We start from the raw sequence: 26,393 nt of genomic DNA, 5'->3' as shown, positions 1-26,393 counted from the left end.
GGCGCCGCAGTTCGCCGACCAATCCACCACCGACACGTCCATGAAGCTCCATCCCAGCACCACCAAACAATACCAGACCGTCACCGGCTACGACGACAGCGGCGTCGAAATCAACGCCCGGCACTTCGGCAGGAGCCTGGTCGTCATGCCCGAAACCGCCCCGCGCGACTGGGACGTCGCCGCCTTCGAAGAACTCACCGAGGCGCACTTCGCGCAGATCCTGGCCGACCGGCCGGACGTGGTGATCCTCGGCACCGGCGCGCGCCAGCGCTTCGTGCACCCGAAACTGAGCGCCGCGCTGACCATGGCCCGGATCGGCGTCGAATGCATGGACAACAAGGCCGCCTGCCGCACCTACAATATCTTGATGGGCGAGGGCCGCAAGGTCACGCTGGCCCTGATCATCGAAAGCGGCGCGCCGGCCCGATGAACCAACTGCACAAGTCGAAACCGCTGCTCTGGTGCCTGCTGCTCGCCTTCGTCGCCATCACCCTGTACATGCTGGGCGTGCGCACCCTGGTGCCGCCCGACGAGGGCCGCTACGCCGAAATGGCGCGCGAGATGTTCGTCAGCGGCGACTGGATCACCACGCGCCTGAACGGCATCAAGTACTTCGAGAAGCCGCCGCTGCAAACCTGGATGAACGCGCTGACCTTCGCCGCCTTCGGCGTCGGCGAGTGGCAGGCGCGCCTGTGGACCGGCCTGTGCGGCCTGCTCGGCGTGGCGCTGACGGCGCACGCCGGCGCCAAGCTGTTCGGCGCGCGCGTCGGCCTGTACGCCGCCCTGGTGCTCGCCTCAAGCCTGTTCTGGAGCGCCGCCGGGCAAATCGACTCGCTCGACATGGGCCTGGCGGCGATGATGACGCTGAGCCTGGCCGGCCTGCTGCTGGCCCAGCGCGACGGCGCCGGCGCCGCCGGGCGGCGCAACTGGATGCTGGCCTGCTGGGCCGGCATGGCGCTGGCGGTGCTGAGCAAGGGTTTGATCGGCCTGGTGCTGCCGGGCGCGGTGCTGGTGCTGTACACGCTGGCCGCGCGCGACTGGGCCATCTGGGGCCGCCTGCACCTGGCCAAGGGCGCCCTGCTGTTTTTCGCCATCGCCGCGCCGTGGTTCGTGCTGGTGGCGCTGAACAACCCGGAACAGCCGCACTTCTTTTTCATCCACGAGCACGTCGAGCGCTTCCTGCTCAAGACCCACCACCGCGAAGGCGCCTGGTACTACTTCGTGCCGCTGCTGCTGGTCGGCGTGATGCCGTGGCTGACCCTGCTGCCGCACAGCCTGGCCGCGGCGCTGCGCCGCGCGCCGGGCGCGTTCCAACCCAAGTTGCTGCTACTGGTGTGGGCCGCCTTCATCGTTGTCTTCTTCAGCTGCTCGAGTTCCAAACTGCCCGGCTACATCGTGCCGGTCTTCCCGGCGCTGGCGCTGCTGATCGCGCTGCAGCTGGAGACGGCGTCGCGGCGCGGCCACATGCTGTGCGCCGCGCTGGTGGCGCTGCTCGGCGCGGCCGCGCTGGTGGCGGTGCCGCTGGCGATACAGGGTTCGCAGCGCCCGCCCGCCGAATTGCTGCCGCTCAAGGCTTACGAGCCGTGGTTGCTGGCGGCCGCCTTCGTCTTGCTGGCCGGCGGCGCGCTGGCGCTGCTGCGCGCGCGCCAGGTGCGGCGCGACGTGACGGTGCTGACGCTCGCTTGCGCCGGCTTCCTGGCGACGCATTTGATACTCGCCGGCTTCGAGCCCTACGGCCGCTTGCGCGCCGGCGTCGCGCTGTTGCCGCAGATCAGGGCGGAACTCGGGCCGGCGACGACGATCTACTCGGTTGGCACCTACGAGCAAGCGCTGACGTTCTACCTGGGCCGCACCGTCACGCTGGTCGACTACAGCGACGAGTTCGAGTTCGGCCTGCGCCAGCAGCCCGCGCTGGCGCGGGACGTCGACGCCTTCGTCGCGCAATGGCGCGCCGACGCCCAGGCCGGCGTGCGCGACCTGGCCATCCTGCGCCCCGACTATTACGCCAAGTTGCGCCTGCGCGGCGTGCCGATGCGGGTGGTGGCGCAGGACAGCCGGCGCATGGTCGTGGCCAACCGCTAGGGCGCGCCGACGCCGGCCGGCGCGACGAATAGCGCAGGCAATTCCACTGCCAATCCGATTAAGCTTTAAAATGTACCCGACCCGCCCCGGCCGACACGGCCCGGGCCACGCGGTCCGCGCCGACGCGGCGCGGACCACCCAGAACAACGCCGAGAACCCCATGACCGCTACCCTACCCTTTTTGCCTTTCTCCAAACCCAGCATCGACGAGGCCACCATCGCCGCCGTCGGCGAGGTGCTGCGTTCGGGCTGGATCACCAGCGGGCCGAAGGTGCAAGCGTTCGAGGCCCAGCTGTCCGAGTATTTCGGCGGCCGGCCGGTACGCACCTTCAACTCCGGCACCTGCACCATGGAGATCGCGCTGCGCATCGCCGGCATCGGCCCCGGCGACGAGGTCATCACCACGCCGATTTCCTGGGTCGCCACCGCCAACGTCATCATCGCCGTCGGCGCCACCCCGGTTTTCGCCGACATCGACCCGGCCACCCGCAACATCGACCTCGACAAGCTGGAGGCGGCCATCACCGCGCGCACCCGGGCCATCATACCGGTCCACCTGTCCGGCCTGCCGGTCGACATGGAGCGCCTGTACGCCATCGCCGCCAGGCACAAGCTGCGCGTGGTCGAGGACGCCGCCCAGGCGATCGGCACGCGCTGGCACGGCCAACGCATCGGCGCCTTCGGCGACCTGGTCTCGTTCAGCTTCCAGGCCAACAAGAACATCACCACCGGCGAGGGCGGCTGCCTGGTGCTGAACAACGCCGATGAGGCCCGCCTGGCCGAGAAATACCGCCTGCAGGGCGTCAGCCGCAGCGGCGTCGACGGCATCGACGTCGACCTGCTCGGCGGCAAATACAACATGAGCGACATCATGGCCGCGATCGGCCTGGGCCAGCTGGCCAACATCGAGGCCATCACGGCGCACCGGCGCGCGCTGGCGCGCCACTACTTCGACCAGTTCGGCGCCGGCTTCGAGGCCGCCAGCGGCGCGCAACTGCCGCTGGCCGACTTCGAGAACAGCAACTGGCACCTGTTCCAGATCATCCTGCCCGACAACGGCCCGGACAGCCGCGCCGCCTTCATGACCGAAATGGCCGCCGCGCACAACGTCGGCACCGGCTTCCACTACGCGCCGATCCACCTGTTTTCGATGTACCGCGCGCGCGGCTTCGGCGAGGGCATGTTCCCGTGCGCCGAGCGTATCGGGCGCCTGACCGTGACGCTGCCGATGTTCTACGCGATGACGTTGGCCGACGTCGAACGCGCCGTCGCCGCCGTCAAGTCGGTGCTGCTCAAATGAAGGGCGAGTCGATGAAACCCGAACTCTCCGTCATCATTCCGATCTACAACGAGCAGGCCGGCCTGGCCGCGCTGTTCGCCCGCCTGTACCCGGCGCTGGACGCGCTGCGCGTGGCCTACGAGATCATCTTCGTCAACGACGGCAGCCGCGACAACTCGGTGTCGATCCTGGCCGAGCAGTTCCGCCAGCGCCCCGACGTCACGCGCGTGGTGCTATTTAACGGCAACTACGGCCAGCACATGGCGATCCTGGCCGGCTTCGAGGCCTCGCGCGGCGAAACCATGGTCACGCTCGACGCCGACCTGCAAAACCCGCCCGAGGAAATCAAGAACCTGCTGGCGAAAATGCGCGAAGGCTACGACTACGTCGGCTCGATCCGCCGCAAGCGGCAGGACTCGGCCTGGCGCACGCTCGCCTCGAAGGCGATGAACCGCATGCGCGAACGCATCACCAACATCCGCATCACCGACCAGGGCAACATGCTGCGCGCCTACGGGCGCAACGTCATCGACCTGGTCAACCAGTGCGCCGAGGTCAACACCTTCGTGCCGGCGCTGGCCTACACCTTCGCCCGCAAGCCGACCGAGATCACGGTCGAGCACGAGGAGCGCGCCGCCGGCGAGTCGAAGTATTCGCTGTACAGCCTGATCCGCCTGAACTTCGACCTGGTCACCGGTTTTTCGCTGATTCCGCTGCAAATCTTCTCGATGCTGGGGATGGCGCTGTCGGCCGGCTCGGCGCTGCTGGTGGTGTTCCTGCTGGGGCGCCGCTTCCTGCTCGGCGCCGAGGCCGAGGGCGTCTTCACGCTGTTCGCCATCGCCTTCTTCTTCATGGGCGTGATCCTGTTCGGCATCGGCCTGGTCGGCGAATACGTCGGGCGCATCTTCCAGCAAGTGCGCGCGCGCCCGCGCTACGTGGTGCAAACCATCCTGCAGCAGGGCCGCGCCAGCCAAGGCAGGGACGGCGACGCGGTTGAAAAACGCCAGGTGGGGCGCTGATGGCCGCCGCCCCGGGCGCGGTGGTGTTCGCCTACCACAACGTCGGCGTGCGCTGCCTGAAGGTGTTGCTGGCCGGCGGCGTCGACGTGCGCCTGGTCGTCACGCACGACGACAACCCGGCCGAGGCGATCTGGTTCGAGTCGGTGGCGGCGCTGTGCCGCGCCGAGGGCATCGCCCACCTCACCCCGGCCGACGCCAACTCGGCCGAGCTGCTGGCGGCGGTGGCCGCGGCCGCTCCCGACTTCCTGTTCAGCTTTTACTACCGCCACATGCTGCCGGCCGCGCTGCTGGCGCTGGCGCCGGCCTACAATATGCACGGTTCGCTGCTGCCGCGGTTCCGCGGCCGCGCGCCGGTCAACTGGGCGGTGCTGCACGGCGCCGACGCCACCGGCGCCACGCTGCACGAGATGACGGTCAAGCCGGACGCCGGCGCCATCGTGGCGCAGACGGCGGTGCCGATCCTGCCCGACGACACCGCCTTCGAGGTGTTCGGCAAGGTCACCGTGGCGGCCGAGCAAACCCTGTGGACGGCGTTGCCGGCGCTGCTGGCCGGCACGGCGCCGCGGCTGCCGAACGACTTGCGGCTGGGCGGCTATTTCGGCGGGCGCACGCCGGCGGACGGCCGCATCGACTGGCGCCAGCCGGCGCAGGCGGTGTACAACCTGCACCGCGCGGTGGCGCCGCCCTACCCCGGCGCGTTCACCGAGCTCGACGGTGTCATATATACAATACAACAGGCCCGCTTGAGCCCGCTGTCCGCCGGAAGTTTGCAACAAGGCTTGGCAGTAGTGGATAATCGCGTCTTTGGCGTGTGCGGCGATGGCCGCATGCTGGCGATTTCCGCCCTCCACACCGGCGGCGTTGCCGTGACGGCGGCGCAACTGCGCGCGGCCCTGGACGGCGCGGCCGGCGCGCAATGAACATTTAAGAAGAGCAGATCCCATGAAAAAAGTCCTCATCCTCGGCGTCAACGGTTTCATCGGCCACCACCTGTCGAAACGCATCCTGGAAACCACCGACTGGCACGTCTACGGCATGGACATGATGTCGGACCGCATCAGCGAACTGCTCGAGAATCCCGACTTCCAGTCGCGCATCCACTTCTTCGAGGGCGACATCACCATCAACAAGGAATGGGTCGAGTACCACGTCAAGAAATGCGACGTGATCCTGCCTCTGGTGGCGATCGCCACGCCGTCGACCTACGTCAAGCAGCCGCTGCGCGTGTTCGAGCTGGACTTCGAGGCCAACCTGCCGATCGTGCGCTCGGCCGCCAAATACGGCAAGCACCTGGTGTTCCCGTCGACCTCGGAAGTGTATGGCATGTGCCACGACGAGGAATTCGACCCGGAGAACTCGGAACTGGTCTGCGGCCCGATCAACAAACCGCGCTGGATCTACTCGAACGCCAAGCAGCTGATGGACCGCGTCATCTGGGGTTACGGCATGGAGGGCCTGAACTTCACGCTGTTCCGCCCGTTCAACTGGATCGGCGCCGGACTCGACTCGATCCACACGGCGAAAGAAGGCTCGTCGCGCGTGGTCACCCAGTTCTTCGGCCACATCGTGCGCGGCGAGAACATCTCGCTGGTCGACGGCGGCTCGCAAAAGCGCGCCTTCACCTACATCGACGACGGCATCGACGCGCTGATGCACATCATCGCCAACCAGGACGGCGTGGCCAGCGGCAAGATCTACAACATCGGCAACCCGCGCAACAACTACTCGATCCGCGAACTGGCCGGCATGATGCTGACGCTGGCGGCCGACTACCCGGAATACGCCGACAGCGCGAAACAGGTGCAAATCGTCGAAACCACCGCCGGCGCCTACTACGGCAGCGGCTACCAGGACGTGCAGAACCGCGTGCCGAAGATCACCAACACCTGCGAGGAGCTGGGCTGGGCGCCGCGCACCGACATGGCCGACTCGCTGCGCAACATCTTCGACGCCTACCGCGGCCAGGTGGGCCAAGCCAAAGCGCTGATGGACTGATGGTTTGACTGAAACGACGCACCACCAACGCCCGCTGCTGACGCTGAAGATCGACGTCGACACCTACCGCGGCACCCGCCTGGGCGTGCCGAACCTGGTGCGCATGCTGGGCGCGCACCGCGCCGGCGCCACCTTCCTGTTTTCGCTCGGCCCGGACCACACCGGCCGGGCCATGAAGCGCGCCTTCAAACCCGGCTTTTTCGGCAAGGTCGCGCGCACCTCGGTGCTTGAGCACTACGGCTTGAAGACGCTGCTGTACGGCGTGCTGCTGCCGGGTCCGGACATCGGCGAGCAATGCGCCGCCGAGCTGCGCGCGGTGCGCGACGCCGGCTTCGAATGCGGCATCCACACCTGGGACCACGTGCTGTGGCAGGACGACGTCGCCGCGCGCGGCGCGGCCTGGACGCTGGCCATGATGCGCAAGGCGGCGGCGCGCTACGGCGCCGTGTTCGGCGCCGCGGCGGCGACCCACGGCGCGGCGGGCTGGCAAATGAACGGCGCCGCCTTCGGCGAACACGACAGCGCCGGCTACCGCTACGCCTCGGACGGGCGCGCGCCGCTGCGCCAGGACGGCGCCCTGCTCGACGCCGCCAGCGGACCGCACCGCCTGGCCGACGCCGGGCGGGTGCTGGCGTGCGTGCAGTTGCCGACCACGCTGCCGACGCTCGACGAGTTGCTGGGCCGCGACATCGACGGCGTGACGATCACGCCGGCCAACATCGCCGCCCATCTGCTCAAGCTGACGGCCGGCGCCGAGCGCGACCACGTGTACACCTTGCACGCGGAGCTTGAAGGACAAAAACTCGCCCCCATTTTCGAACAACTGCTGGTCCGGTTGGAAGGAACAGGGCTACCGCCTGGCGTCGATGGCCGATTATTACGATAAAGTGAAGGACCAGGCGCTGCCGGTCTGCCCGCTCAGTTGGGGCGAAGTGCCGGGACGCTCGGGCCAATTGATCGTGCAGGGCAAGGCGCGTTGACGACGCGCCGGCGCCGGCGGCATGTAGTGAGCGGTATGGAAAGTGCAGCACCGAGCACCCTGAGTGCGCTGTCAGGTTTGACATCAGCGCGGAAGTTCACCTTTCAGGAGAGAACCTGTGGCTGATAGCCAATCCGTAACAGCAGTACCCGATTTTTCCGCCGCCATGACCGGCGCCCAGCGTTTCCAGCTGGCCGGCCGGCCGGCCAAGTACACGGTGCTGTATTTCTACCCGAAGGACAACACTCCGGGTTGCACCACGGAAAGCATGGCTTTCCGCGACCTGCATCCGCAATTCCAGCAGGCCGGCGTCGAGATTTACGGCATCAGCCGCGATTCGCTGCGCTCGCACGAGGGCTTCAAGTCCAAGCTGGAACTGCCGTTCGAACTGATCTCCGATACGGACGAGGCGGTATGCCTGCAATTTGGCGTCATGAAGATGAAACAGATGTATGGTAAGACAGTACGTGGCGTCGAACGCAGCACGTTTCTCATTGACGCTGAGGGCAACTTGGTGAAAGAATGGAGAGGCGTGAAAGTCGCAGGTCACGTCGACGAAGTGCTGGAATTTGTAGCGCGTCAGAAATAGTGCGCGTTGCCGGCTTCCAGAAAGTTGATCAACCGTAGCAAAACCAAAGACCTAAGCAGCCCATTTTGAGTCACCGACGAGCGTTCTTCTCCATCGCCATCAGGCGGGCATTCTGCCCCCTCTCGGTATCCGCACAGGGCCAGACCAAGGCCTGCAGGCAGTTCTATAACCCCATTATCCATCGCATCCAACCCATGTGCGCGGCCGCAGCAACCGGGCTGCCCGTGGGCGGACCATTCCAGAAATTTTTTGATTGAGATCCTGATGCCACTGCCAAAATTACCTAGCAAGCCCGCCACCATACTGCTGGCGGAAGATTACTCCTCGGTTGGCCGCGCCAAACCCGTGGCTGTCGCCCCGGCCGCGGCCACGGCCCGCAAGGCCGCGGTGCAAGCCGTGGCCCAGCCTAAGGCCGCGCCCGTCGCCAAGCCAAAAGCGGTGCCGGCGCCAGCGCCGGTGGCGGCCGCGCCGGCCGCGCCGAAGCGCAACGCCGCCACCAAGATCAAGCAAGTGGCCGCGCTGATGGTGGCGAAACCGGCCGCGCCGGTCGCGCCGCCGCTGCTCCAGCCGGTCGCGGCGCCGGCCCCGGCCCCGGCCGCCCCGGCGGTCAAGGCCAAGGCAGCCGTTGCCAAGGCCAAGGTGACGCCGATCACCCCGGTCGAGAAGCCGCATCCGGCCCAGCACAAGCCGGTCGAGGTGCCGATCAAGTCCTCGGCCAGCCGCGCCGCCGACCAGACCGGCGTGACCAAGCTGTTCGTGCTCGACACCAACGTGCTGATGCACGACCCGTCGTCGCTGTTCCGCTTCGAGGAACACGACGTCTACCTGCCGATGATGACGCTGGAAGAGCTTGACGACCACAAGAAGGGCATGACCGAGGTGGCGCGCAACGCCCGCCAAGTCTCGCGCACGCTCGACGCGCTGGTCGGCAGCACCGACGACGAGGCCATCGAAAAGGGCATCCCGCTGTCGAAGCTGGGCAACAAGGAAGCCAAGGGCCGCCTGTTCTTCCAGACCCGCCTGCAGAGCGCCGACCTGCCGATGGGCCTGCCCGTCGGCAAGGCCGACAACCAGATCCTGGCGGTGGTCCGCTCGCTCGAATCGGAGCAGCCGGAGCGGCCGGTGGTGCTGGTGTCGAAAGACATCAACATGCGCATCAAGGCGCGCGCGCTGGGCCTGCCGGCCGAGGACTACTTCAACGACCATGTGATGGAAGATACCGACCTGCTGTATTCGGGTATCGTCCAGCTGCCGGACGACTTCTGGAACAAGCACGGCAAGGACATGGAGTCGTGGCAGGAGAACAAGGGTGGCACCAGCGCGACCTTCTACCGCGTCACCGGCCCGTTCGTGCCGTCGATGCTGGTCAACCAGTTCGTCTACCTGGAGCCGAAAAACGGCGAGGCGCCGTTCTACGGCCAGGTGAAGCAGATCACCGGCAAGACCGCCGTGCTGCAAACGCTGCGCGACTTCAGCCATAGCAAGAACAACGTCTGGGGCGTGACGGCGCGCAACCGCGAGCAAAACTTCGCGCTGAACCTGTTGATGAATCCGGAATGCGACTTCGTCACCCTGCTCGGCCAGGCCGGCACCGGCAAGACCCTGCTGGCGCTCGCCGCCGGCCTGGCGCAGGTGCTGGAAACCAAGCTCTATAACGAAATCATCGTGACCCGCGTCACGGTGCCGGTCGGCGAGGACATCGGTTTCCTGCCGGGCACCGAGGAAGAGAAGATGTCGCCGTGGATGGGCGCCTTCGACGACAACCTCGAAGTGCTCAACAAGTCCGATTCGGACGGTGGCGAATGGGGTCGCGCGGCAACGCAAGACTTGATCCGCTCGCGCATCAAGATCAAATCGCTCAACTTCATGCGCGGCCGCACCTTCGTCAACAAGTTCCTGATCATCGACGAGGCGCAGAACTTGACGCCGAAGCAGGTCAAGACCCTGGTCACGCGCGCCGGTCCGGGCACCAAGATCCTGTGCCTGGGCAACATCGCGCAGATCGACACGCCGTACCTGACCGAAGGCTCAAGCGGCCTGACCTACGTGGTCGACCGTTTCAAGGGCTGGGCGCACAGCGGCCACGTGACGCTGGCGCGCGGCGAGCGTTCGCGCCTGGCCGACCACGCCAGCGAAGTGCTGTAACAACTGCGTAAATACCGCGACGCGCGGCCGGCAACGGCCCGCCGCATCATCCGAAAGCCCCGCCTGCCCCGCACGCGGGGCTTTTTTTAATACCGCTAGTGAAGCTTCCGTAGGTCGGACGAGCAAAGCGTCATCCGGCGCCGCGCCGCCGCCGACGCCAGTCGGGTTGCGCCCGGCGCATGCTTGGCGGCCCGCTTAGCGCTTGGCCGTGCCGGCCAGCCTGGTCAGGGTGTACGCCAGCGTTTGGTCGTTGACGCGGACCTGGTACTGGCCGACCACGGCGGTGGCAATATCGGCGCCGGTCTGGTCCAGCACGCCGTCGTTGCCGTTGTCGCCGTAATTCACCGACCAATTGCCGCTGACGTCGAACTTGAAACGCTGCTGGGCCTGGCCGTCGAAGTTGACGCTGGCCTCCCAGGTGTTGTCGGCCACCAGCGCCATCGGCAGGCTGGCCCAGCCGTTCGGCGTGCCGCGCAGGTTCAAGCTTGGAAACACCTGTTTAAAGCAGCCCGCGCAAGCGCCGCCCTTGGCGCCGCCGTGGATCGCCGCGGCCGCCATCGCCCCGACCGAGAAGGTGGCGTAACCGTTGCCGTCGACGCGGACCATCGATCCGCTGCAGGCCTCGGCGCCGGCCAGGATGTTGCAATAGTCGCCGGCCGGCATGCCGGTTTGCAGGGTTTGGTACAGGCCGGTCGACTCGTTGTTGATGACGACGAAACCGGCGCTGCCACGCCCGAAGGCGATCTGGTTGTTGCCGTTGTCCCACCAGCGGTCGACCGTCCAGGCGCCCTTGGTATAGTTGCGGAACCCCACCATGTTGGCGATGTTGGCCCAACGGTGTTGGCAGGTCCAGGCGCTGTTGGCGCAACCGCCGGCGCCGGGCGGACCGGCGTCGGTGTCGGTGAAGTTATAGCCCGACATTACACTCGGATAACCGTAGGGGAAGGCCAGCATGTAGACATTGGCCAGGTTGTAGCGGGCGCCGTCCTTGTAGGTGAAGTTGCCGCCGCCGCCGTGGCCGCGCTCGCGGTCGTGGTTGTCGATGAACGACACCGCGTTGGCCGAATTGAGCAAGCCCCAGCCGCTGCCGAGCGTCTTCAGGTTCTTGATCTGGCCCTTGAAGTTGCTCGCCACCGCCGGGCCGAAGGCAAACTCGGTCACCAGCCCGTACTGCGTGTATTTGCCGGGTTGAATCTCCGCCGCCTCGCCGCCCGCGCCGATCACTTCGATAAAGTTCCACGGATTGCCCGCCTGCGCCAGGATCGCGCCCAGCTCGCTCGGCCGGATGTGCTTGCCGGCATCGATGCGGAAGCCGTCCACGCCCATCGCCTTGAGCTTTTTCATGTAGGTGGCAGCGTACTGTTGCGGATAGGCGGCGCCGGTGTTCAGGTCGGGCATATTGTAGAGTTCGCAGTCCCAGACCGAATTGGCGTTGCCGTAGGAAATCGTACAAGACGGTTGGTGGAAGTCCCGCGGCGACAGGCCCGGGTAGTTGCGCGGCGTCCAGGTACTACCGCCCGAGCCGGTGTTGCCGCCGTCGAGGTTGTTGGCCCAGTTGTTCAAGACCACGTCGGCGATGATTTTCACGCCTTTCGCGTGGCAGCGCTGGATCATGCTGTGGAGTTCCGCCTCGGTGCCGCTGCGGCTGGTGAGGTTGGTGAACGATACGGGCTGGTAGCGCGCCCACCACGTATGGAAATTGACGTGTTCGTTGGGCGGCGAGATCTGCACGGCGTCGTATCCCTTCGGGCCGAGGAAGGATTCACACTCGGCGGCGATGTCGTTCCATTTCCATTCGAACAGATGGACGAAGGCCGTGCCTTCGGCGTGCGCCGGCGCGACCGCCGCCACGCACAGGGAGGCCGCCAAGGCGGCATTGCGCAGCATGGCCGCACGCTTGCTCAACTCTTTAACTTTTCGCATTTTCTATCTCCGTAATTGTTTTTTTGGTGAAATTTTGCTCGGTTTGTCGGCGCTGTGTCGGCTGGTGGCGACCTCCTTTTGGCTAGGATCAGGTATCCAAACTACTTCCCATGAAATTTACAACAAAGTAAATGTAGCATGAAAGTAAAAATCCAAAGCGCTTTAAGTAGACAAAACAACGGAATTTTGGCGTATTCGCCTATCATTGACGTATATTTTGTAGTATTGCTACATTTTTTTGGGTTGGCGGCGCCGGCGCGCACGCTGCAGCTATGCGCGCTAGCGAACAGATGCACGACGCACAAGCCGGCATAGTGGGTCATCCGGCCGCAATCTCCGCCGCGTAACTTACAAGGAACACATCATGAAAAAATATTCAATGTCGGCACTGGTACTGCTCGCGGCAATCGGCCTGAGCGCTTGTACAGGACCAATGGGTCCGCAGGGCAACCAAGGTAACACCGGTAACACTGGCGACACCGGCAACACCGGTTTCACCGGCGCGCAGGGCGCGCAAGGCAATACGGGTAACCAGGGCAACACCGGCGCAACGGGCGAAACCGGCAGCCAGGGTAATCAAGGCAACACGGGTAACACCGGCAGCACCGGCGCCGATGGCATGACCGGCGACACCGGCGCGACTGGCCGCACCGGCAACACGGGGAATACGGGGAATACGGGTAACACCGGCAAGACCGGCACCGGCGGCAGCACGATCGTGGTACTGCCGAAGTAATCCGGCGCAAGCACGCCGGAGCGGGTGCCCGGGGCGCGTCCCGCGTCGATCAAGCCAGCCGCTGCACGCAGTCGCTGGCTTTTTTCATGTCCAGGCACAATACATCATATTGTGATATATTTGTCGCCCCACCCAAGCGAGCACGGCAATGAAGAAAGCGCTTTACCCTCCGCTGGACAAGGCGGATTTTTCCGCCTTGTCGGAATTCCGCCACCAGATGCGGCGTTACGAGCGCTTTTCCGAAAACGCCGTCCAGGCCGAGGGCATCACGCCGCTGCAATACCTGCTGATGCTGCACATCAAGGGCTACCCGGGCCGCGACTGGGCCACCGTCGGCGAACTGGCCGAGCGCCTGCAGGCCAAGCCGCACGGCGTGGTGGCGCTGGTGTCGCGCTGCGAAGCGAGCGCCCTGGTGCGGCGCCAAGTCAGCGACAGCGACCGCCGCCGCGTGGAAATCCACCTGGAGCCGGAGGGCGAGGTGATCCTGGCGCATCTGGCCGAACTGCACCGCGCCGAGCTGCTGTCGCTCGACGGCGTGTTCGCCGTGCCCAAGTTGATCCAAGAGCGGCGCCATGAATGAGCACGGGCACGACCGCGCCGCGACTTTTGCGGCGGGGCGCGCCCTAGTCGGCGTGCATGCTCTTGTGCAGGCGGCGCAGCGCCAACCAGACCCCGGCCGCCACCAGCGGCACCATCAGCCCGGTCGCGACGTCGGTGTTGATCGGCGCGCCGGCCGCCTTCAGCGCCTTCGCCGCGTAGCTGAGCAAGCCCACCGAGTAGTAGGAAATGGCCACCACCGACAGCCCCTCGACCGCTTGTTGCAGACGCAACTGCTGCGCCGCGCGCCGGTTCATCGACTGCAGGATGCGCCGGTTCTGGTGCTCCTGGATGATGCCGACGCGGGTGCGCAGCAAGTCATTGGTGTGGGCGATGCGCCGCGCCAGCGCTTCCTGCCGGCCGGCGATGGCGGCGCAGGTGTTCATCGCCGGCGTCAGGCGCCGTTCCATGAATTCGCCCACCGTCGGAATACCCTCGATGCGCGTCTCGCGCAATTCCTCGATGCGCGCGTGGACCAGGCGGAAGTAGGCTTGCGAGGCCGAAAAGCGGTAGTTGTTGTCCAGCGACAGCTTCTCGACGCGCGCCGCCAGCCGCGTGATGTGGCCCAGCAGCGCCTGCTCCGGGTCGGCGTCCTGGGCCGAGCGCTCGGCGAAGGTGTTGGCGCTGGTGTCGTCGATGTCGACCATGGTCGCCGTCAGCGTCGCCAGCTCCTCCTCGACCGCGTTCAGGGCCGGCGCCGCGGTTTGCGCGTATGGCAGGCCGAGCAGCGCCATCATGCGGTAGGTTTCGATTTCCAGCACGCGCTGCACCAGGCTGCCGGCCTGCTGCTCGCGCAAACCGGCGTCGCGCACGACGAAGCGGCTGAAGCCGTCCGACTGGATCAGGAAGTCGGTCCACACCTCGCCGCCCTGCAACACCTGGCTGCCGACCAGCAGGCGGCCCTCGAAGACGCGCTGCAGGTCTTGCGCGAATTCGTCGGCCGGGGTGGCGCTCTTGTCGAGCACGACGTGCGCGGCCACCATGATCTTGCCCTGCAGGCTGGCCAGCCAGTCCTGCGGAATGTGCATCAGCGGCACCCGCGCGAACGCCTCGCCCAGCGCGATGTTGCCCTGGTGCGGCTCGGCGAAGGTGTAGGTGGCGAATTCGGTGTGGCATTCCCACTTCAGGCGGAAGCGGCCGAAGTCGTGGTAAAAATATTTGGCGTCGGCGTGCGGCGCGGCCACGCCGAAATGCAGGCACAGCGCCGCCAGCATCGTCTGGCGCCCGGCCAGGTTGGCGCCGCGCGGCTCGGCGCCGTCGCGGCAATACACGGCCAGGTGGCTGATGCTCTCGGGGGCCTCCAGGCGCAGGAAGGGCCGCGAATGGACTTCGGCGGCCAAGGGGATGCGCAGCGCGTGGTTCAAATTGGAATAACGTATCGGTATCGGATTGGCGGCTAAATTGGACATGGTCGGTGACTTGGTTGTAAGCGAAAGGCGTGCGTTTAACATTGCAGCGGGCGCATGGATGGCGCCTACCCGGAGCAACGCGGCGCACCAGTTGGTAACCAGTGTCACGCCAACATCTTGCAATGATTCCAAATATTATGCAATGATCATCCCCCGCGCGGCGCAATCCAACAACACCCGCCCGCCTATCGACACAATGTATGAGAAAGATCATCGGCACCGCGCGCGACATCATGAAGAAAATGGCACTGGGTGCCATTTCCGTTTATCAACGCCATCTGTCGCCGCTGAAAGGCTATTGCTGCGCCTATCGTGGGCGCACCGGCGGCGCCAGCTGTTTTTTTGGCCGCGCCCGCGGCCCCTTATACTTAACCCATCTACCCCACCCATGCAGATCGACTTCCAGCGGCCGCTCCAGCGCGCGTTGCGCTTCACAGCAACGCCGTCCGCCCCCACCTATTTCGCGGCGGCGCATGCGCGCCAGCCCCGGCGGCGCAGGGGGGCGGCGTGATCCTGCGCGAGCGGCCGTCCGGGCTGCGCCTGTTCCTGGTGTTGCGCGGCTCGGTGCTGCCGCGCATCCGCCTGACGCTGTTCGTCAACATCCTCTTCGCCAGCCTGGTGACGCTGTGCCACGGCGTGCTGTTCGACCAGAAGGTCACGCTGACGACGATCCCGTTCACGCTGATCGGCCTGCCGCTGGCGATCTTCCTCGGCTTTCGCAACAACGCCGCCTACGACCGTTACTGGGAGGGCCGCAAGCTGTGGGGCGAGCTGGTGCACCGCTGCCGCAGCCTGTCGCGCCAGTGCCAGAGCCTGATCGGCGCGGCCGCGCCGGCAAGCGCCGCGCTCGGCCTGGACGACGTGCGCGTGCGCATGATTTACCGCGCCATCGCCTATGCCCACGCGCTGCGCCAACACCTGCGCGACCTGCGCCGGCACGAGGAACTGCAGGCGCTGCTGCGCCCGGACGAGTGGCGCGGCGTCGGCGGCAGCGCCAACGTGCCGGACTACCTGATGCTGCACATGGGCCGCGACCTGCGCCTGTGCCTGGAAGAAAAGCGCCTCGACGGCTGCCTGGGCGCGGCGATCGACGCCACGCTGTCGCAGATGGCGGCGGCGGCCGTCGGTTGCGAGCGCATCAAGACCACGCCAATCCCGTTTTCCTACTCGCTGCTGCTGCACCGCACCGCCTACCTGTATTGCTTCCTGCTGCCCTTCGGCCTGGTGGACGCGCTCGGCTTCATGACGCCCTTCGTGGTCGGCATCGTCGCCTACACCTTCTTCGGGCTGGACGCGCTGGGCGACGAGATCGAGGAACCGTTCGGCCTCGACAGCAACGACCTGCCGCTCGACGCCATGTGCCGCACCATCGAAATCAACCTGCGCGAATCGCTGGGCGAGAGCGCGCTGCCAGCGCCGCTGCGCGCGGTCGACTACTGCCTGAGCTGAAACGCGCGCTTGACCTTGCCACGATGGGAAGCGCTAGACTGTCGTTTCAATGCTATTTTCAGGAGTCCTTGCCATGTATGAGTTACAAGTCGAAGAAATGAGTTGCGGCCACTGCGTCGGCGCCGTCACGGCCGCCGTGCGCGCGCTGGACCCGCAGGCGCAGGTGCAGGTCGACCTGGCCGCCAAAACCGTCACGGTGCACACCGACGTCGCGCTGGCGCGCGTGCGCGGCGCTATCGAAGAAGCCGGCTACCCGGTCGCCGCCGCGCACTGAGCCGGTCGCGCCGGGCCGGGCGCGCCGCCCTGCCCGGCCCAAGGAACCGCGCCGCGCCGCGCCGGTCTAACACCGACTATGTGTTTTACCGGGAGCGGCCGCCATGTCCGAGCCATCTATCATTCAAGCGCTTCGCAAGGAAGCGCTTCCCCTCGCCGCCGACTTCAACGCCGAGCCTTTGCTGGAACTGATCGGCGACGCCGGCGTCGTGCTGCTGGGCGAGGCCAGCCACGGCACCCAGGATTTCTACCGCTGGCGTTCGGCCATCAGCCACCAGTTAATCGTCGAAAAAGGTTTCGACGCGATCGCCGTCGAAGCCGACTGGCCCGACGCGCTGCAAGCGAGCCGCTACGCCCAACTGGCCAGCAGCGAACGCAGCGCCGACCAGGCGCTGGGCGGCTTCCAGCGCTTTCCGCAATGGATGTGGCGCAACGTCGAAGTCATCGAATTCCTGTCCTGGCTGCGCCTGCACAACGCCCAGGTGGCGGCGCCGGAATGCCGCATCGGCTGGTACGGGCTGGACCTGTACAGCCTGCGCAAGTCGGCGCACGCGGTCATCCGCTACCTCGACCAGTCCGACCCGGGCGCGGCGCGGCGCGCGCGCGAGCGCTACAACTGCTTCGACCACTTGGCGCAGGACCCGCAGCACTACGCCGCCGCGGCCCGTTTCGGCCTGCGCAAAAGCTGCCAGGAGGAAGTTCTGGAACAGTTGCTGGACATGGCGGAACAGGCCGCCGGCCACTTGTCGCAGGACGACGGCAGCGTGCCCGACACGCTGTTTTACGCACTGCAGAACGCGCGCGTGGTGAAAAACGCCGAATACTATTACCGCGCCATGTTCGAGAGCCGCGACCAGTCGTGGAACGTGCGCGACAGCCACATGGCCGACACGCTGGACGCGCTGCGCGCCCACCTGAGCCGGCACAAGGGCAGCCCGGCCAAGATCATCGTGTGGGCCCACAATTCGCACCTGGGCGACGCCCGCGCCACCGAAATGGGCCAGCGCGGGCAGCTCAACCTGGGTCAACTGGTGCGCCAGCAATACGGCCCCGACGACTGCTTCCTGCTCGGCTTCACCACCCACACCGGCAGCGTCACCGCCGCCAGCGACTGGGACGGCCACGCCGAACTGAAGTCGGTGCTGCCGTCGCTGCCGGACAGCGTCGAGCGCCTGCTGCACGACACCGGGCTGCACAATTTCCTGCTGCCGCTGCGCGGGCGCAAGGCCTTGGCCACGGCCGGCATGCGCTACCTGGAGCGCGCCATCGGCGTCATCTACCGGCCCGACAACGAGCGCCTCAGCCACTACTTCCACGCCGACCTGGCGCAGCAGTTCGACGCGGTGATCCACATCGACCACAGCAGCGCGCTGCGGCCGCTGGAATTCTCGCCGCACTGGAGCGCCCGGGAAGAGGTGCCGGAAACCTATCCGTTCGGCGTGTGAGCGCCGGCCGGCCTACTTGGCCGGCGGCGGCGCAGCGCTTGTGAGGTCCAGGCCGCAACCGGGGCAGGCGCGCAGCTTGTCGGCCAGGCCGAGGCCGAAGCGCTGCTGCGGCAGCTTGACCTTGCACTTCGGACACTTCGCGGTGAAGTGGATGTAAGCGGTGCTGGCGACCACGCCGGCGAAGGGAAACAGCATCAGCGCCTGGGCGTAGGCTTTCGGCAAGAACAGGCCGACCAGATAGACGGCGAAGCAGGCGAAGCCGGCCAGGCGGGCGGCGACGATTTTCCGCTGCATAGATGAGGCAATACTCAATTCGATATCCTTACATGAAAAATGGCGCCGCCCAGCGACCCGCTAGTGGTCAAGCTCGGGATAGCGCCGGAAAATGTCTTCGTCGTTGAACGGCAGGCGCCGCTTCGACGCCAGGTAGGCGGCAATATTCGGACGCCGCGCCACCCGCTCGTGCAAGCCGACCAGCCCGGGATAATCGCGTTCCAGCCGCGCCATCGCCTTCGGAAAGGCGTAGCGCAAGCCGGCGATCATCTGGAACATCGACAAGTCGACATAGCTCAGCCTGGCACCGACGAGAAAACCGCCGCGGCGCGGGTTGTTGGCCAGCACCAGTTCGAAATAATCGAGGAACTTGGCCAGCCGCTGCCCGGTGAACTCGCCGGCGCGCCGCCGCGCCTCCTTCTTCTGGTCCGCGTAATACAGGTTGACCGACACCGGGTGGTGCGTATCATGCACCTCGCCCAGCAAATCGGCAATGGTCAGTTGCAACTGGTGCGCCCACAGCCGGCCCGCCTCGGCGCGCGGCGCCAGGCCCAGGCGCGGGCCGAGGAACAGCAAAATGTTGGCGGTCTGGCCAATCAAGGCTTCGCCCGCCTTCAATAGCGGCGGCGCGAACGCCGGCTGGCCGCCGGCGCCGCCGTCGAGGCAGGCCAGCAGCGCCGGCATGCCCATACCCTTGCGAGCCGGCATGCGCGCGACGTCGACGTAGTCGGCGCCGGCCTCTTCCAGCGCCAGCCGGACGAATTCGCCGCGGCCCTGGATGGTCGGCCAGTAATACAGTTCGTAACGCATCGCGCCTCCGGCATGGTTGTCAGAATTGAATTCTAGCGACAATCATAACCCGGCGGCGGCCAGCGTTTATCGCAAAAGCGACAAAGCGCGGGGCCGGCCGCGGCCGCCGCGCCGGCACGGTTATAATCGATATCGACCTTCCCACTATGCAACATTGCCCGCAGCCACCCCATGACCCCGATTCCCCCGCTTGAACTCCACGTCGTCCTCCTCATCGCCGCGGCCGGCTTCGTCGCCGGGGTGCAAAACGCGCTGGCCGGCGGCGGCTCCTTCATCACCTTCCCGGCGCTGTTGCTGGCGGGGCTGAACCCGCTGGCGGCCAACATCACCTCGACGGTGGCGATGTTCCCGAGCCAGACCACGTCGGCGGTGGCCGGGCGCAAACTGGTCGACGACGTCGGCCCGCTAAGCTTTCGCAACATGTTCCTGATCAGCGTGGCGGGCGGCATCCTTGGCGCGCTGCTGCTGCTGAGCACGCCGGCGACCTTCTTCGCCCGCATCGTGCCGTGGCTGGTGCTGTTCGCCACCAGCGTATTCGCCTGGGGCACGTTGCGCCGCAAACCGCTGCACGCGGCCGGCAGCATGCCGCTGCCGGTGCTGATCGGCGTACAAAGCTGCATCGCCGTCTACGGCGGCTACTTCGGCGGCGGCATCGGCTTCCTGATGCTGGCGGCGCTGACCATCGCCGGCATGCAAGTGCGGGCCGCGACGGCGACCAAAAACATGCTGGCGATGGCGATGAACGCCGCCGCCACGCTGATCTTCGCGTTTTCCGACATGATCAGCTGGCCGGCGGCGTTCGCGCTGGCCAGCGGCGGCATCGCCGGCGGCGTCTGCGGCGCCTGGCTGATCCACCGCCTGCCCGAGCGCATCATGCGCGGCTTCGTCGTCCTCATCGGCGCCCTCCTCACCGTCTGGATGTTCATCCGCTAACGCAACGCGACAGCCCCTGGGGCCAGGTCTCGATGTGGCGGTTTGTGTTCCAACGGAATGAAAAACGCCATTCCGATGGGTAACAATGGGTCCATGGCGATTCAATGCATCAGCGGGAAAATGACGAGTCCGATCGCCGCGGCGCCGGCGACCACAAATGGCTCTTGCAGCTTTTTGAATTTCCACAACAGCAGGATCGTGGCCGCAGCGATCAGCACCGAGGGCATATCGACAATCGAGCGCTTGGCGATGACGATGACGGAGCCGGTGATCGCGCCGATGGCCGCTGCCGTGATGCCGTCAACGAAAGCGACGACGCCGGGAACCTTGCCATACTTTTTGAAGTACGGCGCCGGAATGATGGTGAACAAGTAACAGGGAATGAAGGTGGCCAGCGCGGCAACGCAGGCGCCCGGCAATCCGGCTATCAGGTAGCCGATGAAACCGACGGTGATGACCACCGGGCCCGGCGTGATCATGGCGACCGCCACCGCGTCGACAAATTGCTTGTCCGTGAGCCAGTGATGTTCCGTGACCACGCCGCCATACAGGAACGGCACGATCGCCAGACCGGAGCCGAACACGAAGGCGCCGGCCTTGGCAAAGAAGATGCCGACCGTCGTCAGCAGCGACGCATCCACGGCACCGTGCAGGCCGCCCGCCAGCGGCAGTTGCATCAGCGCCACCGCGTTCAGCTTTCCTTTGCGGAGCCATGCCGGCGGCGCGCGCAGCAGCCAGACCAGGATGCCGGCGGCGATGAACAAGGAAGCCACCTCGGATTCGGTGACGACCGTGACTATGGCGAGCAGCAGGAAGATGGCCCACAGCAGCTTGTCCTTGCCAATGCTCTTGGCCGCCAGCTTTCTTGCGCTCATCGCGATGATGCCGACGACGGCGGAGCCGACGCCGTAAAAGACGGCCTGCATCCAAGACAGCCCGCCGAAGCGCGTATAAGCCCAGCCAAGCGCGACCACCATCAAGAAAGACGGTATCACGAAAGCGAGGCCGGCCAGCGTCGCCCCAAGGATACGGTAGTGCACGTAGCCCATATAAATACCCAGTTGCGCCGCCAGCGGCCCCGGCGCGAGCTGCGCAAGCGCCAGGCCTTCCTTGTAGTCGGCTGCCGTGATCCAAGCTCGTTCCTCGACCAGGTCGCGCTGCATATAGCCGACCAGTGCAACCGGCCCGCCGAAGCCGAACGTCCCCAGGCGCAACATGTACAACACCATCTGCCACAGAGTATAGGACGGGCTTGCCGCAGTCGATTCGGTGGTGTTCATGCCTGTCCTTGCGTCTGTGGATGGTCGCTGGAAAAGTGGGCGTACAGGGAGTCGAGCACGACGCCGACTTCGGCCAATAGTTGGTCGTCGCTTGTAGTACGCTGTCGCGCGCCGGCCAGCATCGCCTCGAAACCGCTCGCCTCCGGCACGAAGCCGTCGCCGACGTCCAGTGTATGCACCAGGGCGCCAAGCCGTACCAAGGCGCGATCTTGGTCGAGCCCGAAACTGCCGAGCAATACCTCGAAACTGACCTTGTCGCCGATGTGGGTAAAGGCGGCGCCGTCGAAGTCGAAGCCGAGCGCGTCGGCCGGGCAATGCGCGGGCGCGTCGAGCCACAAGAAGCGCGCCTGCCGGTCGATGAAGCGCCGGATCAGCCAGGCGCTGGCGACGCGGTCGACCCACAGCCGTCTACGCGTGGCCCATGTGCGTCCTTGATAGGCGTCGATATCGAGGCGCGCAATCCCGGCGCGCACCGGCTGCGGCTCGTCCGGCGACAGGATGCTGTCGGCGGCGCTGACGAAATCCATCCACGCCGCTTCCGCCTGGGCACCCGCGTCATTCGGAAAATAGTCGATGGCGCGCACTATGTCGTAGTCGCGCCGCAGCTTGCGCATCAGTTTTGTGATGGCCGGCGGCGCCATGCTGGCCAGCCTGGACCGACCGGCCGAGACTTCCTTGAGCCATTCGTTGTAAACGCCGCCTCGGTCGAACAATGCGCGGTAGGCCTCGCTGTCGGCGTCCGATTGCGCATGCGCCGTCAACAGCCATGCGCTGCCGCCCTCGCGGACGGTTTCATCGGCGAGCTGCTGCAGCGCCTGCTGCGTTTCCGGCGTATAGGGAAGGAGGTAGGCGCCGTCGCGCAAGGCGCCGCAGCCAAGTGCCTTCAGCGCGCGCCAGATACGCATGCGCGCCGTGGCACTGGTCGATGGCAGGCTGATCACAAGAAGCAGCCACCGTGGTGTAGGTGAGTTCATCTACATATAATAGTATATTGTCCTTATCGTTACAATAAATGTAGATGCATCTGATATGTTTAACGTCGGACCGGCGTCGTCCGGTCGTTCATGCTGGACAGGTTGTGCAGGATCGGGCAGTCGGGCTGGTCGTTGCCTTGGCAGTCGCCCGCCAGCTCGCTCAGGGTGCAGCGCATCGCGGTCAGTTCGGCGATGCGCCCGTCCAGCTCGGCAACGTGCGCCAGCGCGATGCGTTTGACGTCGGCGCTGGCGCGGCCGTCGTTTTGCCACAGCGATAGCAGGTCGCGGATCTGTTCGAGCGCGAAGCCCAGCGTGCGCGCCCGTTTGATGAAGCGCAGCGCGTGCAGGTCGCCGTCGGTGTAGGTGCGGTAGCCGGCCTCGCTGCGCGCGCTCGCTTTGAGCAGCGCGATGCTTTCGTAGTAGCGTATCATTTTGGCCGTGATGCCGCTTTCTTTTGCCGCTTGTCCTATGTTCATTGTTTTCTCCCTTGCATGGCGCCGCCCGGACGCCAGCGCCGCAGCAGCAGCGCGTTGCCGATCACGCTCACCGAACTGAAGGCCATCGCCGCGCCGGCCAGCATCGGGTTGAGCAACCCGAACGCCGCCAGCGGGATGCCGACCAGGTTGTAGATAAAGGCCCAAAACAGGTTTTGACGTATTTTGTTGTAGCTGCGCCGCGCGATGTCGATGGCGTCCGCCACCAACGCCGGGTCGCCGCGCATCAGGGTGATGCCGGCGGCGTGCATGGCGACGTCGGTGCCGGTCGACATGGCGATGCCGACGTCGGCCGCCGCCAGCGCCGGCGCGTCGTTGATGCCGTCGCCGACCATCGCGACCCGTTCGCCGGCCCGTTTCAAGGCTTCGATTGTAGCCGTTTTGTCGGCAGGCAGCATTTTCGCGGCGACTTCGCCTATGCCCAGCAGGCCGCCGACGGCGTCGGCGCTGCCCTGGTTGTCGCCGGTGAGCATCAGCGTGCGCAGGCCCAGCGCGTGCAGGCGCGCGACGGCGGCGCGCGCGCCCGGTTTGACGCGGTCGCTGAAGGCGAACAGGCCCAGCAGTTGCGGCTGCGGCGCGCCCACGGCCAGCCACGAGATGGTGTGGCCGCCGTCCTCCAGTTCGGCGGCGCGCGCGGCCAGCGGCGCCAGGTCGACGCCCTGCTCGCGCATCAGGCGGGCGCTGCCCAGTTTCAGCGCCAGGCCGTCGACGCTGGCCGTCAGGCCGCGCCCGGGCAGCGCCGCCAGCGCCGTCGCCGGCAGCGGCGCCAGCGCGCGCGCGGCGGCGGCGTCGAGCACCGCGCGCGCCAGGCTGTGCTCGCTGCCGTTCTGGATCGCGGCGGCCAGTTGCAGCAGCCGGTCTTCGTCGACGCCGTGCGCCACCAGATGCGCCAGCGCCGGCCGGCCCTCGGTCAGCGTGCCGGTCTTGTCGAACACCACGGTGGTGACGCCGTGCGCCACTTCGAGCGCCTCGGCGTCCTTGATCAGGATGCCGTAGCGCGCCGCCGCGCCGGTGCCGGCCATGATCGCCGTCGGCGTGGCCAGCCCCAGCGCGCACGGACAGGCGATCACCAGCACGGCGACGGCGTTGATGATGGCGCGCTCCGGCGCGCCGGTGGCGAACCACCAGCCGGCCAGGGTCAGCAGGGCCAGCAGCAGCACCACCGGCACGAACACCGCGCTGACGCGGTCGACCAGGCGCTGGATCGGCGCTTTCACCGCCTGCGCGTCCTCGACCAGGCGGATGATGCGCGCCAGCGTGGTTTCGGCGCCGACCGCCGTGGTGCGCACCAGCAGCAGGCCGTCGGCGTTGATGGCGCCGCCGGTGACCCGGTCGCCGGCGTGTTTGTCGACCGGCAGGCTTTCGCCGGTGATCAGCGCTTCGTTGACCGCGCTGGCACCCTCGACGACGACGCCGTCGACGGCGACGCGCTCGCCGGGGCGGATCACCACCAGCTCGCCGACCTTGACCTGGGCCGCCGCCACGTCGACGTCCTGGCCGCCGCGGCGCACCCGCGCCGTTTCCGGGCGCAGCAGCTGCAACGCGCGGATCGCCGCCGTGGTCTGGCGCTTGGCGCGCGCCTCCAGCCATTTGCCCAGCAACACCAGCGTGATGACCACGGCCGCCGCTTCGAAATACAGCGCGTGGCCGCCGCCCCCGGCCAGCAGCCATTGGTACAGGCTCAGGCCGTAGGCCGCGCTGGTGCCCAGCGCCACCAGCAAATCCATATTGCCGCTACGCGCCAGCAGCGCCTTCCAGCCGGCCCGGTAAAAGCGCGCGCCGAGCCAGAATTGCACCGGCGTGGCCAGCAGGAATTGCGCCGCGGCCGGCAGCATCAGGTGGCGGCCCGTCCACTCCAGCAGCATCGGCGCCAGCAGCGGCAGCGACAGCAGCGCCGCCAGCAGCACTTTGGCGCCGTCGCCCAGACCCGGCTTGGCGGCGGCGGTGGCGACAGCGCCGCCGGGTGCCGCCGGCGCCGCGGCGTGGTAGCCGGCTTTTTCCACCGCGCCGATCAGCGCGTCGATGCCGGCGTCGCCGGTCAGCGTCACGCGCGCGCTTTCGGTGGCCAGGTTGACGCTGGCGGCGAGCACGCCCGGCACCTTGCGCAGCACCCTTTCGACCCGGCCCACGCAAGACGCGCAAGTCATGCCCTCGATGTCGAGCGCGACCTCGCGCTGCGCCAGCTGGTAGCCGGCCTTGTCGACGGCCTGGCGCAAGCTCTCCAGCGCCAACGGCGCGTCCGACTCGACCCGCGCCGTTTCGCTGGCTAGGTTGACGCTGGCGTGGCGCACGCCCGGCACTGCGGTCAGGGCTTTTTCCAGGCGGGCGACGCAGGACGCGCAGCTCATGCCAACAATGCCCAGCGTTTGCGCATGGGCGGGGGCGGTGAAATCGGGGGCGGGCTGGTTCATGGCAACGTATCCTTATGGTGCGCGATACGGCAAGGATCAACTATCCAATGATGGGAAGGTCAAGCGAATTTTTCAAGGGGGGGAGAATGCGGCAGGTAATGCGGCAGGTAATGCGGCAGGTAAAAGGGTGGACACATTCTTGTGCCCACCCGAGAACGTCAAGTACTAGCGTCCTGAATCACGGATTCGTTGAATAAATATGACGACAATCGCCGCGATGCTGCGTCGCAAATGCGGCGCGGCACAGCAGCGCCAGCCATGCCTTAATTGCAGAATGTCTTCTTGATGCCATCATTTTTTTCCACTCCCTGTTCATTGCTTGTTGATCTCGCGTCGTCGATCACCCTCGCCACGCCGCCCTTGTCGTTGGCCGACTCCGGTTCCGACGCCACCGTTCCCAGCGGCGGCATCTGCGCCGGCGCCGGGTCCAGCCCGCCGGACGAGCTGGTGTTGATCAGGTTGATGGTCGTGTTCAGCGCCTGCGTCAACGGCGCGACCTGCACCGGCGTCGCGCCGGTGCCGCTTTCCACCACCGGCACCGCGCCGCCGGCGAAGACCGAGCCGGGCGCCACCACCGCGCCTTGCGGCGCCGACAGCAGCACCGAGGCGCCGCTGATGCTGGCGCCGCCGCCGGCGACGATGCTGCCGCTGGCGGTGGCGATATGGATGCTGCCGGCGCTCGCCGTCAGACTGGACGTGCCGTCCAGCGTGACGCCGGTGCCGGCCGCCAGGGCGATATTGCCGCCGGCGTTCACGCGCGCCGCGCCCTGCAGCGCAATGCCGGTGCCGGCGCTCATGCTGACGTCGCTCAGCGCGGCCAGCCGGGCGCCGTCGCCGAGCACGATGTCGGTGCTGGCCGACAGGTCGATGTCGGCGCCGCTGATGGCGCCCTCGACCTGGATCGGGCTGTGCGCCGTCAGCGAGACGTTGCCGCCGTTGGCGTTGATGGCGTGGCTTTCAATGCCACCGGTATTGTCGATGACGATGTCGCCGGCGCCGCTGCTCAAGGTACCCAGCACCAGCGTGCCGGGCTTGCTGACGTTGGTCAGCGCGATGCCGCCGGCGCCGCTGTTGCTGGCGCTGAAGCCGCCGACGCGGTTGCCGGCGTTGCTCAACGCGACGCCGTTTTGCGCCCGCGCCACCAGGTTGGCGCTGACCACCGGACCGCTCTGGCTGATGCGCCCGGCCTCGGCGAACAGCGACACGCTGGCCGCGCTCAGGTTCGAGAACGCCAGGTCGCCGCTGGCCTGGACGATCGCCAGCGCGCCGTCGACGCCGAGGTTGCCGGCGCTTTGGCT

General features: G+C 66.7%; 23 protein-coding genes and 1 pseudogene. 15 read left to right on the top strand and 9 right to left on the bottom strand.

The features are described from left to right. Positions 1-40 precede the first annotated feature (40 nt). The 9 genes and pseudogenes from JANGC3_RS0100125 (at position 41) to JANGC3_RS0100085 (ending at position 10,088) form a co-directional block, all read left to right on the top strand. The gene (locus JANGC3_RS0100125) at positions 41-430 is read left to right on the top strand and encodes an Mth938-like domain-containing protein (protein ID WP_017874441.1); all 390 of its coding nucleotides are present in this window, start codon (positions 41-43) and stop codon (positions 428-430) included. Further along, positions 427-2,082 (top strand): glycosyltransferase family 39 protein, encoded by a 1,656-nt coding sequence (locus JANGC3_RS0100120; RefSeq protein WP_017874440.1) that lies wholly within the window; start codon positions 427-429, stop codon positions 2,080-2,082. Before JANGC3_RS0100125 ends, JANGC3_RS0100120 begins: the two co-directional genes overlap by 4 nt. Positions 2,083-2,242: 160 nt before the next feature. Then, positions 2,243-3,382, top strand: coding sequence for a DegT/DnrJ/EryC1/StrS family aminotransferase (locus JANGC3_RS0100115; protein ID WP_026132343.1), 1,140 nt, complete (start codon positions 2,243-2,245; stop codon positions 3,380-3,382). Between the two features lie 11 nt (positions 3,383-3,393). Beyond that, positions 3,394-4,380, top strand: a complete 987-nt coding sequence (locus JANGC3_RS0100110) for a glycosyltransferase (protein WP_017874438.1) — start codon at positions 3,394-3,396, stop codon at positions 4,378-4,380. After that, positions 4,380-5,300 carry a formyltransferase gene (locus tag JANGC3_RS0100105; RefSeq protein ID WP_017874437.1) on the top strand — a complete coding sequence of 307 codons (921 nt, stop codon included), beginning with the start codon at positions 4,380-4,382 and terminating at the stop codon, positions 5,298-5,300. The genes JANGC3_RS0100110 and JANGC3_RS0100105 overlap by 1 nt, the downstream gene beginning before the upstream one ends. A gap of 22 nt (positions 5,301-5,322) precedes the next feature. Then, positions 5,323-6,375: a bifunctional UDP-4-keto-pentose/UDP-xylose synthase gene (locus JANGC3_RS0100100; protein ID WP_017874436.1), complete on the top strand. Its 1,053-nt coding sequence runs from the start codon at positions 5,323-5,325 to the stop codon at positions 6,373-6,375. A gap of 4 nt (positions 6,376-6,379) precedes the next feature. Continuing rightward, a pseudogene (locus tag JANGC3_RS27895) lies at positions 6,380-7,355 on the top strand (polysaccharide deacetylase family protein). 117 nt (positions 7,356-7,472) lie between these two features. After that, complete coding sequence (locus tag JANGC3_RS0100090) at positions 7,473-7,943, top strand: peroxiredoxin (RefSeq protein WP_081611714.1); 471 nt, start codon at positions 7,473-7,475, stop codon at positions 7,941-7,943. A 264-nt stretch (positions 7,944-8,207) separates the two neighbouring features. Then, positions 8,208-10,088: a PhoH family protein gene (locus JANGC3_RS0100085; protein WP_026132342.1), complete on the top strand. Its 1,881-nt coding sequence runs from the start codon at positions 8,208-8,210 to the stop codon at positions 10,086-10,088. A gap of 195 nt (positions 10,089-10,283) precedes the next feature. On the opposite strand, the gene JANGC3_RS0100080 is transcribed toward JANGC3_RS0100085, so the two are convergent. Beyond that, entirely contained in the window at positions 10,284-12,011 is a 1,728-nt protein-coding gene (locus JANGC3_RS0100080) for an alpha amylase C-terminal domain-containing protein (protein WP_081611713.1), read from the bottom strand. 364 nt (positions 12,012-12,375) lie between these two features. Here JANGC3_RS0100080 and JANGC3_RS0100075 point away from each other — a divergent pair, with 364 nt between their 5' ends. Both JANGC3_RS0100075 and JANGC3_RS0100070 read left to right on the top strand, forming a co-directional pair. Further along, on the top strand, positions 12,376-12,747 hold the full coding sequence (locus tag JANGC3_RS0100075; protein WP_035787492.1) for a hypothetical protein: 372 nt from the start codon (positions 12,376-12,378) through the stop codon (positions 12,745-12,747). A 148-nt stretch (positions 12,748-12,895) separates the two neighbouring features. Continuing rightward, positions 12,896-13,327 carry a MarR family winged helix-turn-helix transcriptional regulator gene (locus tag JANGC3_RS0100070; protein WP_017874431.1) on the top strand — a complete coding sequence of 144 codons (432 nt, stop codon included), beginning with the start codon at positions 12,896-12,898 and terminating at the stop codon, positions 13,325-13,327. 43 nt (positions 13,328-13,370) lie between these two features. Here JANGC3_RS0100070 and JANGC3_RS0100065 read toward each other — a convergent pair whose 3' ends face one another. Beyond that, on the bottom strand, positions 13,371-14,729 hold the full coding sequence (locus JANGC3_RS0100065; RefSeq protein WP_026132341.1) for a DUF3422 family protein: 1,359 nt from the start codon (positions 14,727-14,729) through the stop codon (positions 13,371-13,373). Positions 14,730-15,260: 531 nt separating this feature from the next. Between JANGC3_RS0100065 and JANGC3_RS0100055 the strand changes: the two genes are divergently transcribed. The 3 genes from JANGC3_RS0100055 (at position 15,261) to JANGC3_RS0100045 (ending at position 17,920) form a co-directional block, all read left to right on the top strand. Next, positions 15,261-16,202, top strand: coding sequence for a bestrophin family protein (locus JANGC3_RS0100055; protein ID WP_017874428.1), 942 nt, complete (start codon positions 15,261-15,263; stop codon positions 16,200-16,202). A gap of 73 nt (positions 16,203-16,275) precedes the next feature. After that, positions 16,276-16,476 carry a heavy-metal-associated domain-containing protein gene (locus tag JANGC3_RS0100050; RefSeq protein ID WP_017874427.1) on the top strand — a complete coding sequence of 67 codons (201 nt, stop codon included), beginning with the start codon at positions 16,276-16,278 and terminating at the stop codon, positions 16,474-16,476. A 103-nt stretch (positions 16,477-16,579) separates the two neighbouring features. Continuing rightward, positions 16,580-17,920, top strand: coding sequence for an erythromycin esterase family protein (locus tag JANGC3_RS0100045; protein ID WP_017874426.1), 1,341 nt, complete (start codon positions 16,580-16,582; stop codon positions 17,918-17,920). Positions 17,921-17,932: 12 nt separating this feature from the next. Here the strand turns inward: JANGC3_RS0100045 and JANGC3_RS0100040 are convergent, their stop codons facing one another. Together JANGC3_RS0100040 and JANGC3_RS0100035 are read right to left on the bottom strand one after the other, a co-directional pair. After that, a complete protein-coding gene (locus tag JANGC3_RS0100040) occupies positions 17,933-18,232 on the bottom strand; it encodes a zf-TFIIB domain-containing protein (protein WP_157406377.1) in 300 nt (99 codons plus the stop codon). A 42-nt stretch (positions 18,233-18,274) separates the two neighbouring features. Continuing rightward, positions 18,275-19,003: a glutathione S-transferase gene (locus JANGC3_RS0100035; protein ID WP_017874424.1), complete on the bottom strand. Its 729-nt coding sequence runs from the start codon at positions 19,001-19,003 to the stop codon at positions 18,275-18,277. Positions 19,004-19,174: 171 nt separating this feature from the next. Here JANGC3_RS0100035 and JANGC3_RS0100030 point away from each other — a divergent pair, with 171 nt between their 5' ends. Then, positions 19,175-19,936 carry a sulfite exporter TauE/SafE family protein gene (locus tag JANGC3_RS0100030; RefSeq protein WP_017874423.1) on the top strand — a complete coding sequence of 254 codons (762 nt, stop codon included), beginning with the start codon at positions 19,175-19,177 and terminating at the stop codon, positions 19,934-19,936. A gap of 101 nt (positions 19,937-20,037) precedes the next feature. Here JANGC3_RS0100030 and JANGC3_RS0100025 read toward each other — a convergent pair whose 3' ends face one another. The 5 genes from JANGC3_RS0100025 to JANGC3_RS27890 all read right to left on the bottom strand — a co-directional run. Further along, the gene (locus JANGC3_RS0100025) at positions 20,038-21,216 is read right to left on the bottom strand and encodes a chromate transporter (protein WP_026132340.1); all 1,179 of its coding nucleotides are present in this window, start codon (positions 21,214-21,216) and stop codon (positions 20,038-20,040) included. Continuing rightward, positions 21,213-22,190, bottom strand: coding sequence for a chromate resistance protein ChrB domain-containing protein (locus JANGC3_RS0100020; RefSeq protein WP_026132339.1), 978 nt, complete (start codon positions 22,188-22,190; stop codon positions 21,213-21,215). The genes JANGC3_RS0100025 and JANGC3_RS0100020 overlap by 4 nt, the downstream gene beginning before the upstream one ends. Before the next feature lie 59 nt (positions 22,191-22,249). Further along, positions 22,250-22,666, bottom strand: coding sequence for a Cu(I)-responsive transcriptional regulator (gene cueR, locus JANGC3_RS0100015; protein WP_017874420.1), 417 nt, complete (start codon positions 22,664-22,666; stop codon positions 22,250-22,252). Then, positions 22,663-25,095 (bottom strand): heavy metal translocating P-type ATPase, encoded by a 2,433-nt coding sequence (locus JANGC3_RS0100010; RefSeq protein WP_017874419.1) that lies wholly within the window; start codon positions 25,093-25,095, stop codon positions 22,663-22,665. Before JANGC3_RS0100010 ends, cueR begins: the two co-directional genes overlap by 4 nt. Positions 25,096-25,358: 263 nt before the next feature. Beyond that, positions 25,359-26,393 (bottom strand): hypothetical protein (locus JANGC3_RS27890; RefSeq protein WP_035787484.1); only part of this gene is annotated, 1,035 nt, incomplete at its 5' end.

Source organism: Janthinobacterium sp. CG3, assembly GCF_000344615.1.
Taxonomy (GTDB): domain Bacteria; phylum Pseudomonadota; class Gammaproteobacteria; order Burkholderiales; family Burkholderiaceae_D; genus Janthinobacterium.
Note: the sequence above shows the minus strand (reverse complement) of the source record. Positions and strands in the feature narration are given on the sequence as shown.

What these genes read in the sequence shown, in the direction of transcription:
- JANGC3_RS0100125 (WP_017874441.1), top strand. Translation starts at nt 41, where the DNA reads ATGAAGCTCCATCCCAGCACCACCAAACAATACCAGACCGTCACCGGC.
- JANGC3_RS0100120 (WP_017874440.1), top strand. Translation starts at nt 427, where the DNA reads ATGAACCAACTGCACAAGTCGAAACCGCTGCTCTGGTGCCTGCTGCTC.
- JANGC3_RS0100115 (WP_026132343.1), top strand. Translation starts at nt 2,243, where the DNA reads ATGACCGCTACCCTACCCTTTTTGCCTTTCTCCAAACCCAGCATCGAC.
- JANGC3_RS0100110 (WP_017874438.1), top strand. Translation starts at nt 3,394, where the DNA reads ATGAAACCCGAACTCTCCGTCATCATTCCGATCTACAACGAGCAGGCC.
- JANGC3_RS0100105 (WP_017874437.1), top strand. Translation starts at nt 4,380, where the DNA reads ATGGCCGCCGCCCCGGGCGCGGTGGTGTTCGCCTACCACAACGTCGGC.
- JANGC3_RS0100100 (WP_017874436.1), top strand. Translation starts at nt 5,323, where the DNA reads ATGAAAAAAGTCCTCATCCTCGGCGTCAACGGTTTCATCGGCCACCAC.
- JANGC3_RS0100085 (WP_026132342.1), top strand. Translation starts at nt 8,208, where the DNA reads ATGCCACTGCCAAAATTACCTAGCAAGCCCGCCACCATACTGCTGGCG.
- JANGC3_RS0100080 (WP_081611713.1), bottom strand. Translation starts at nt 12,011, where the DNA reads ATGCGAAAAGTTAAAGAGTTGAGCAAGCGTGCGGCCATGCTGCGCAAT.
- JANGC3_RS0100075 (WP_035787492.1), top strand. Translation starts at nt 12,376, where the DNA reads ATGAAAAAATATTCAATGTCGGCACTGGTACTGCTCGCGGCAATCGGC.
- JANGC3_RS0100070 (WP_017874431.1), top strand. Translation starts at nt 12,896, where the DNA reads ATGAAGAAAGCGCTTTACCCTCCGCTGGACAAGGCGGATTTTTCCGCC.
- JANGC3_RS0100050 (WP_017874427.1), top strand. Translation starts at nt 16,276, where the DNA reads ATGTATGAGTTACAAGTCGAAGAAATGAGTTGCGGCCACTGCGTCGGC.
- JANGC3_RS0100045 (WP_017874426.1), top strand. Translation starts at nt 16,580, where the DNA reads ATGTCCGAGCCATCTATCATTCAAGCGCTTCGCAAGGAAGCGCTTCCC.
- JANGC3_RS0100035 (WP_017874424.1), bottom strand. Translation starts at nt 19,003, where the DNA reads ATGCGTTACGAACTGTATTACTGGCCGACCATCCAGGGCCGCGGCGAA.
- JANGC3_RS0100030 (WP_017874423.1), top strand. Translation starts at nt 19,175, where the DNA reads ATGACCCCGATTCCCCCGCTTGAACTCCACGTCGTCCTCCTCATCGCC.
- JANGC3_RS0100025 (WP_026132340.1), bottom strand. Translation starts at nt 21,216, where the DNA reads ATGAACACCACCGAATCGACTGCGGCAAGCCCGTCCTATACTCTGTGG.
- JANGC3_RS0100020 (WP_026132339.1), bottom strand. Translation starts at nt 22,190, where the DNA reads ATGAACTCACCTACACCACGGTGGCTGCTTCTTGTGATCAGCCTGCCA.
- cueR (WP_017874420.1), bottom strand. Translation starts at nt 22,666, where the DNA reads ATGAACATAGGACAAGCGGCAAAAGAAAGCGGCATCACGGCCAAAATG.
- JANGC3_RS0100010 (WP_017874419.1), bottom strand. Translation starts at nt 25,095, where the DNA reads ATGAACCAGCCCGCCCCCGATTTCACCGCCCCCGCCCATGCGCAAACG.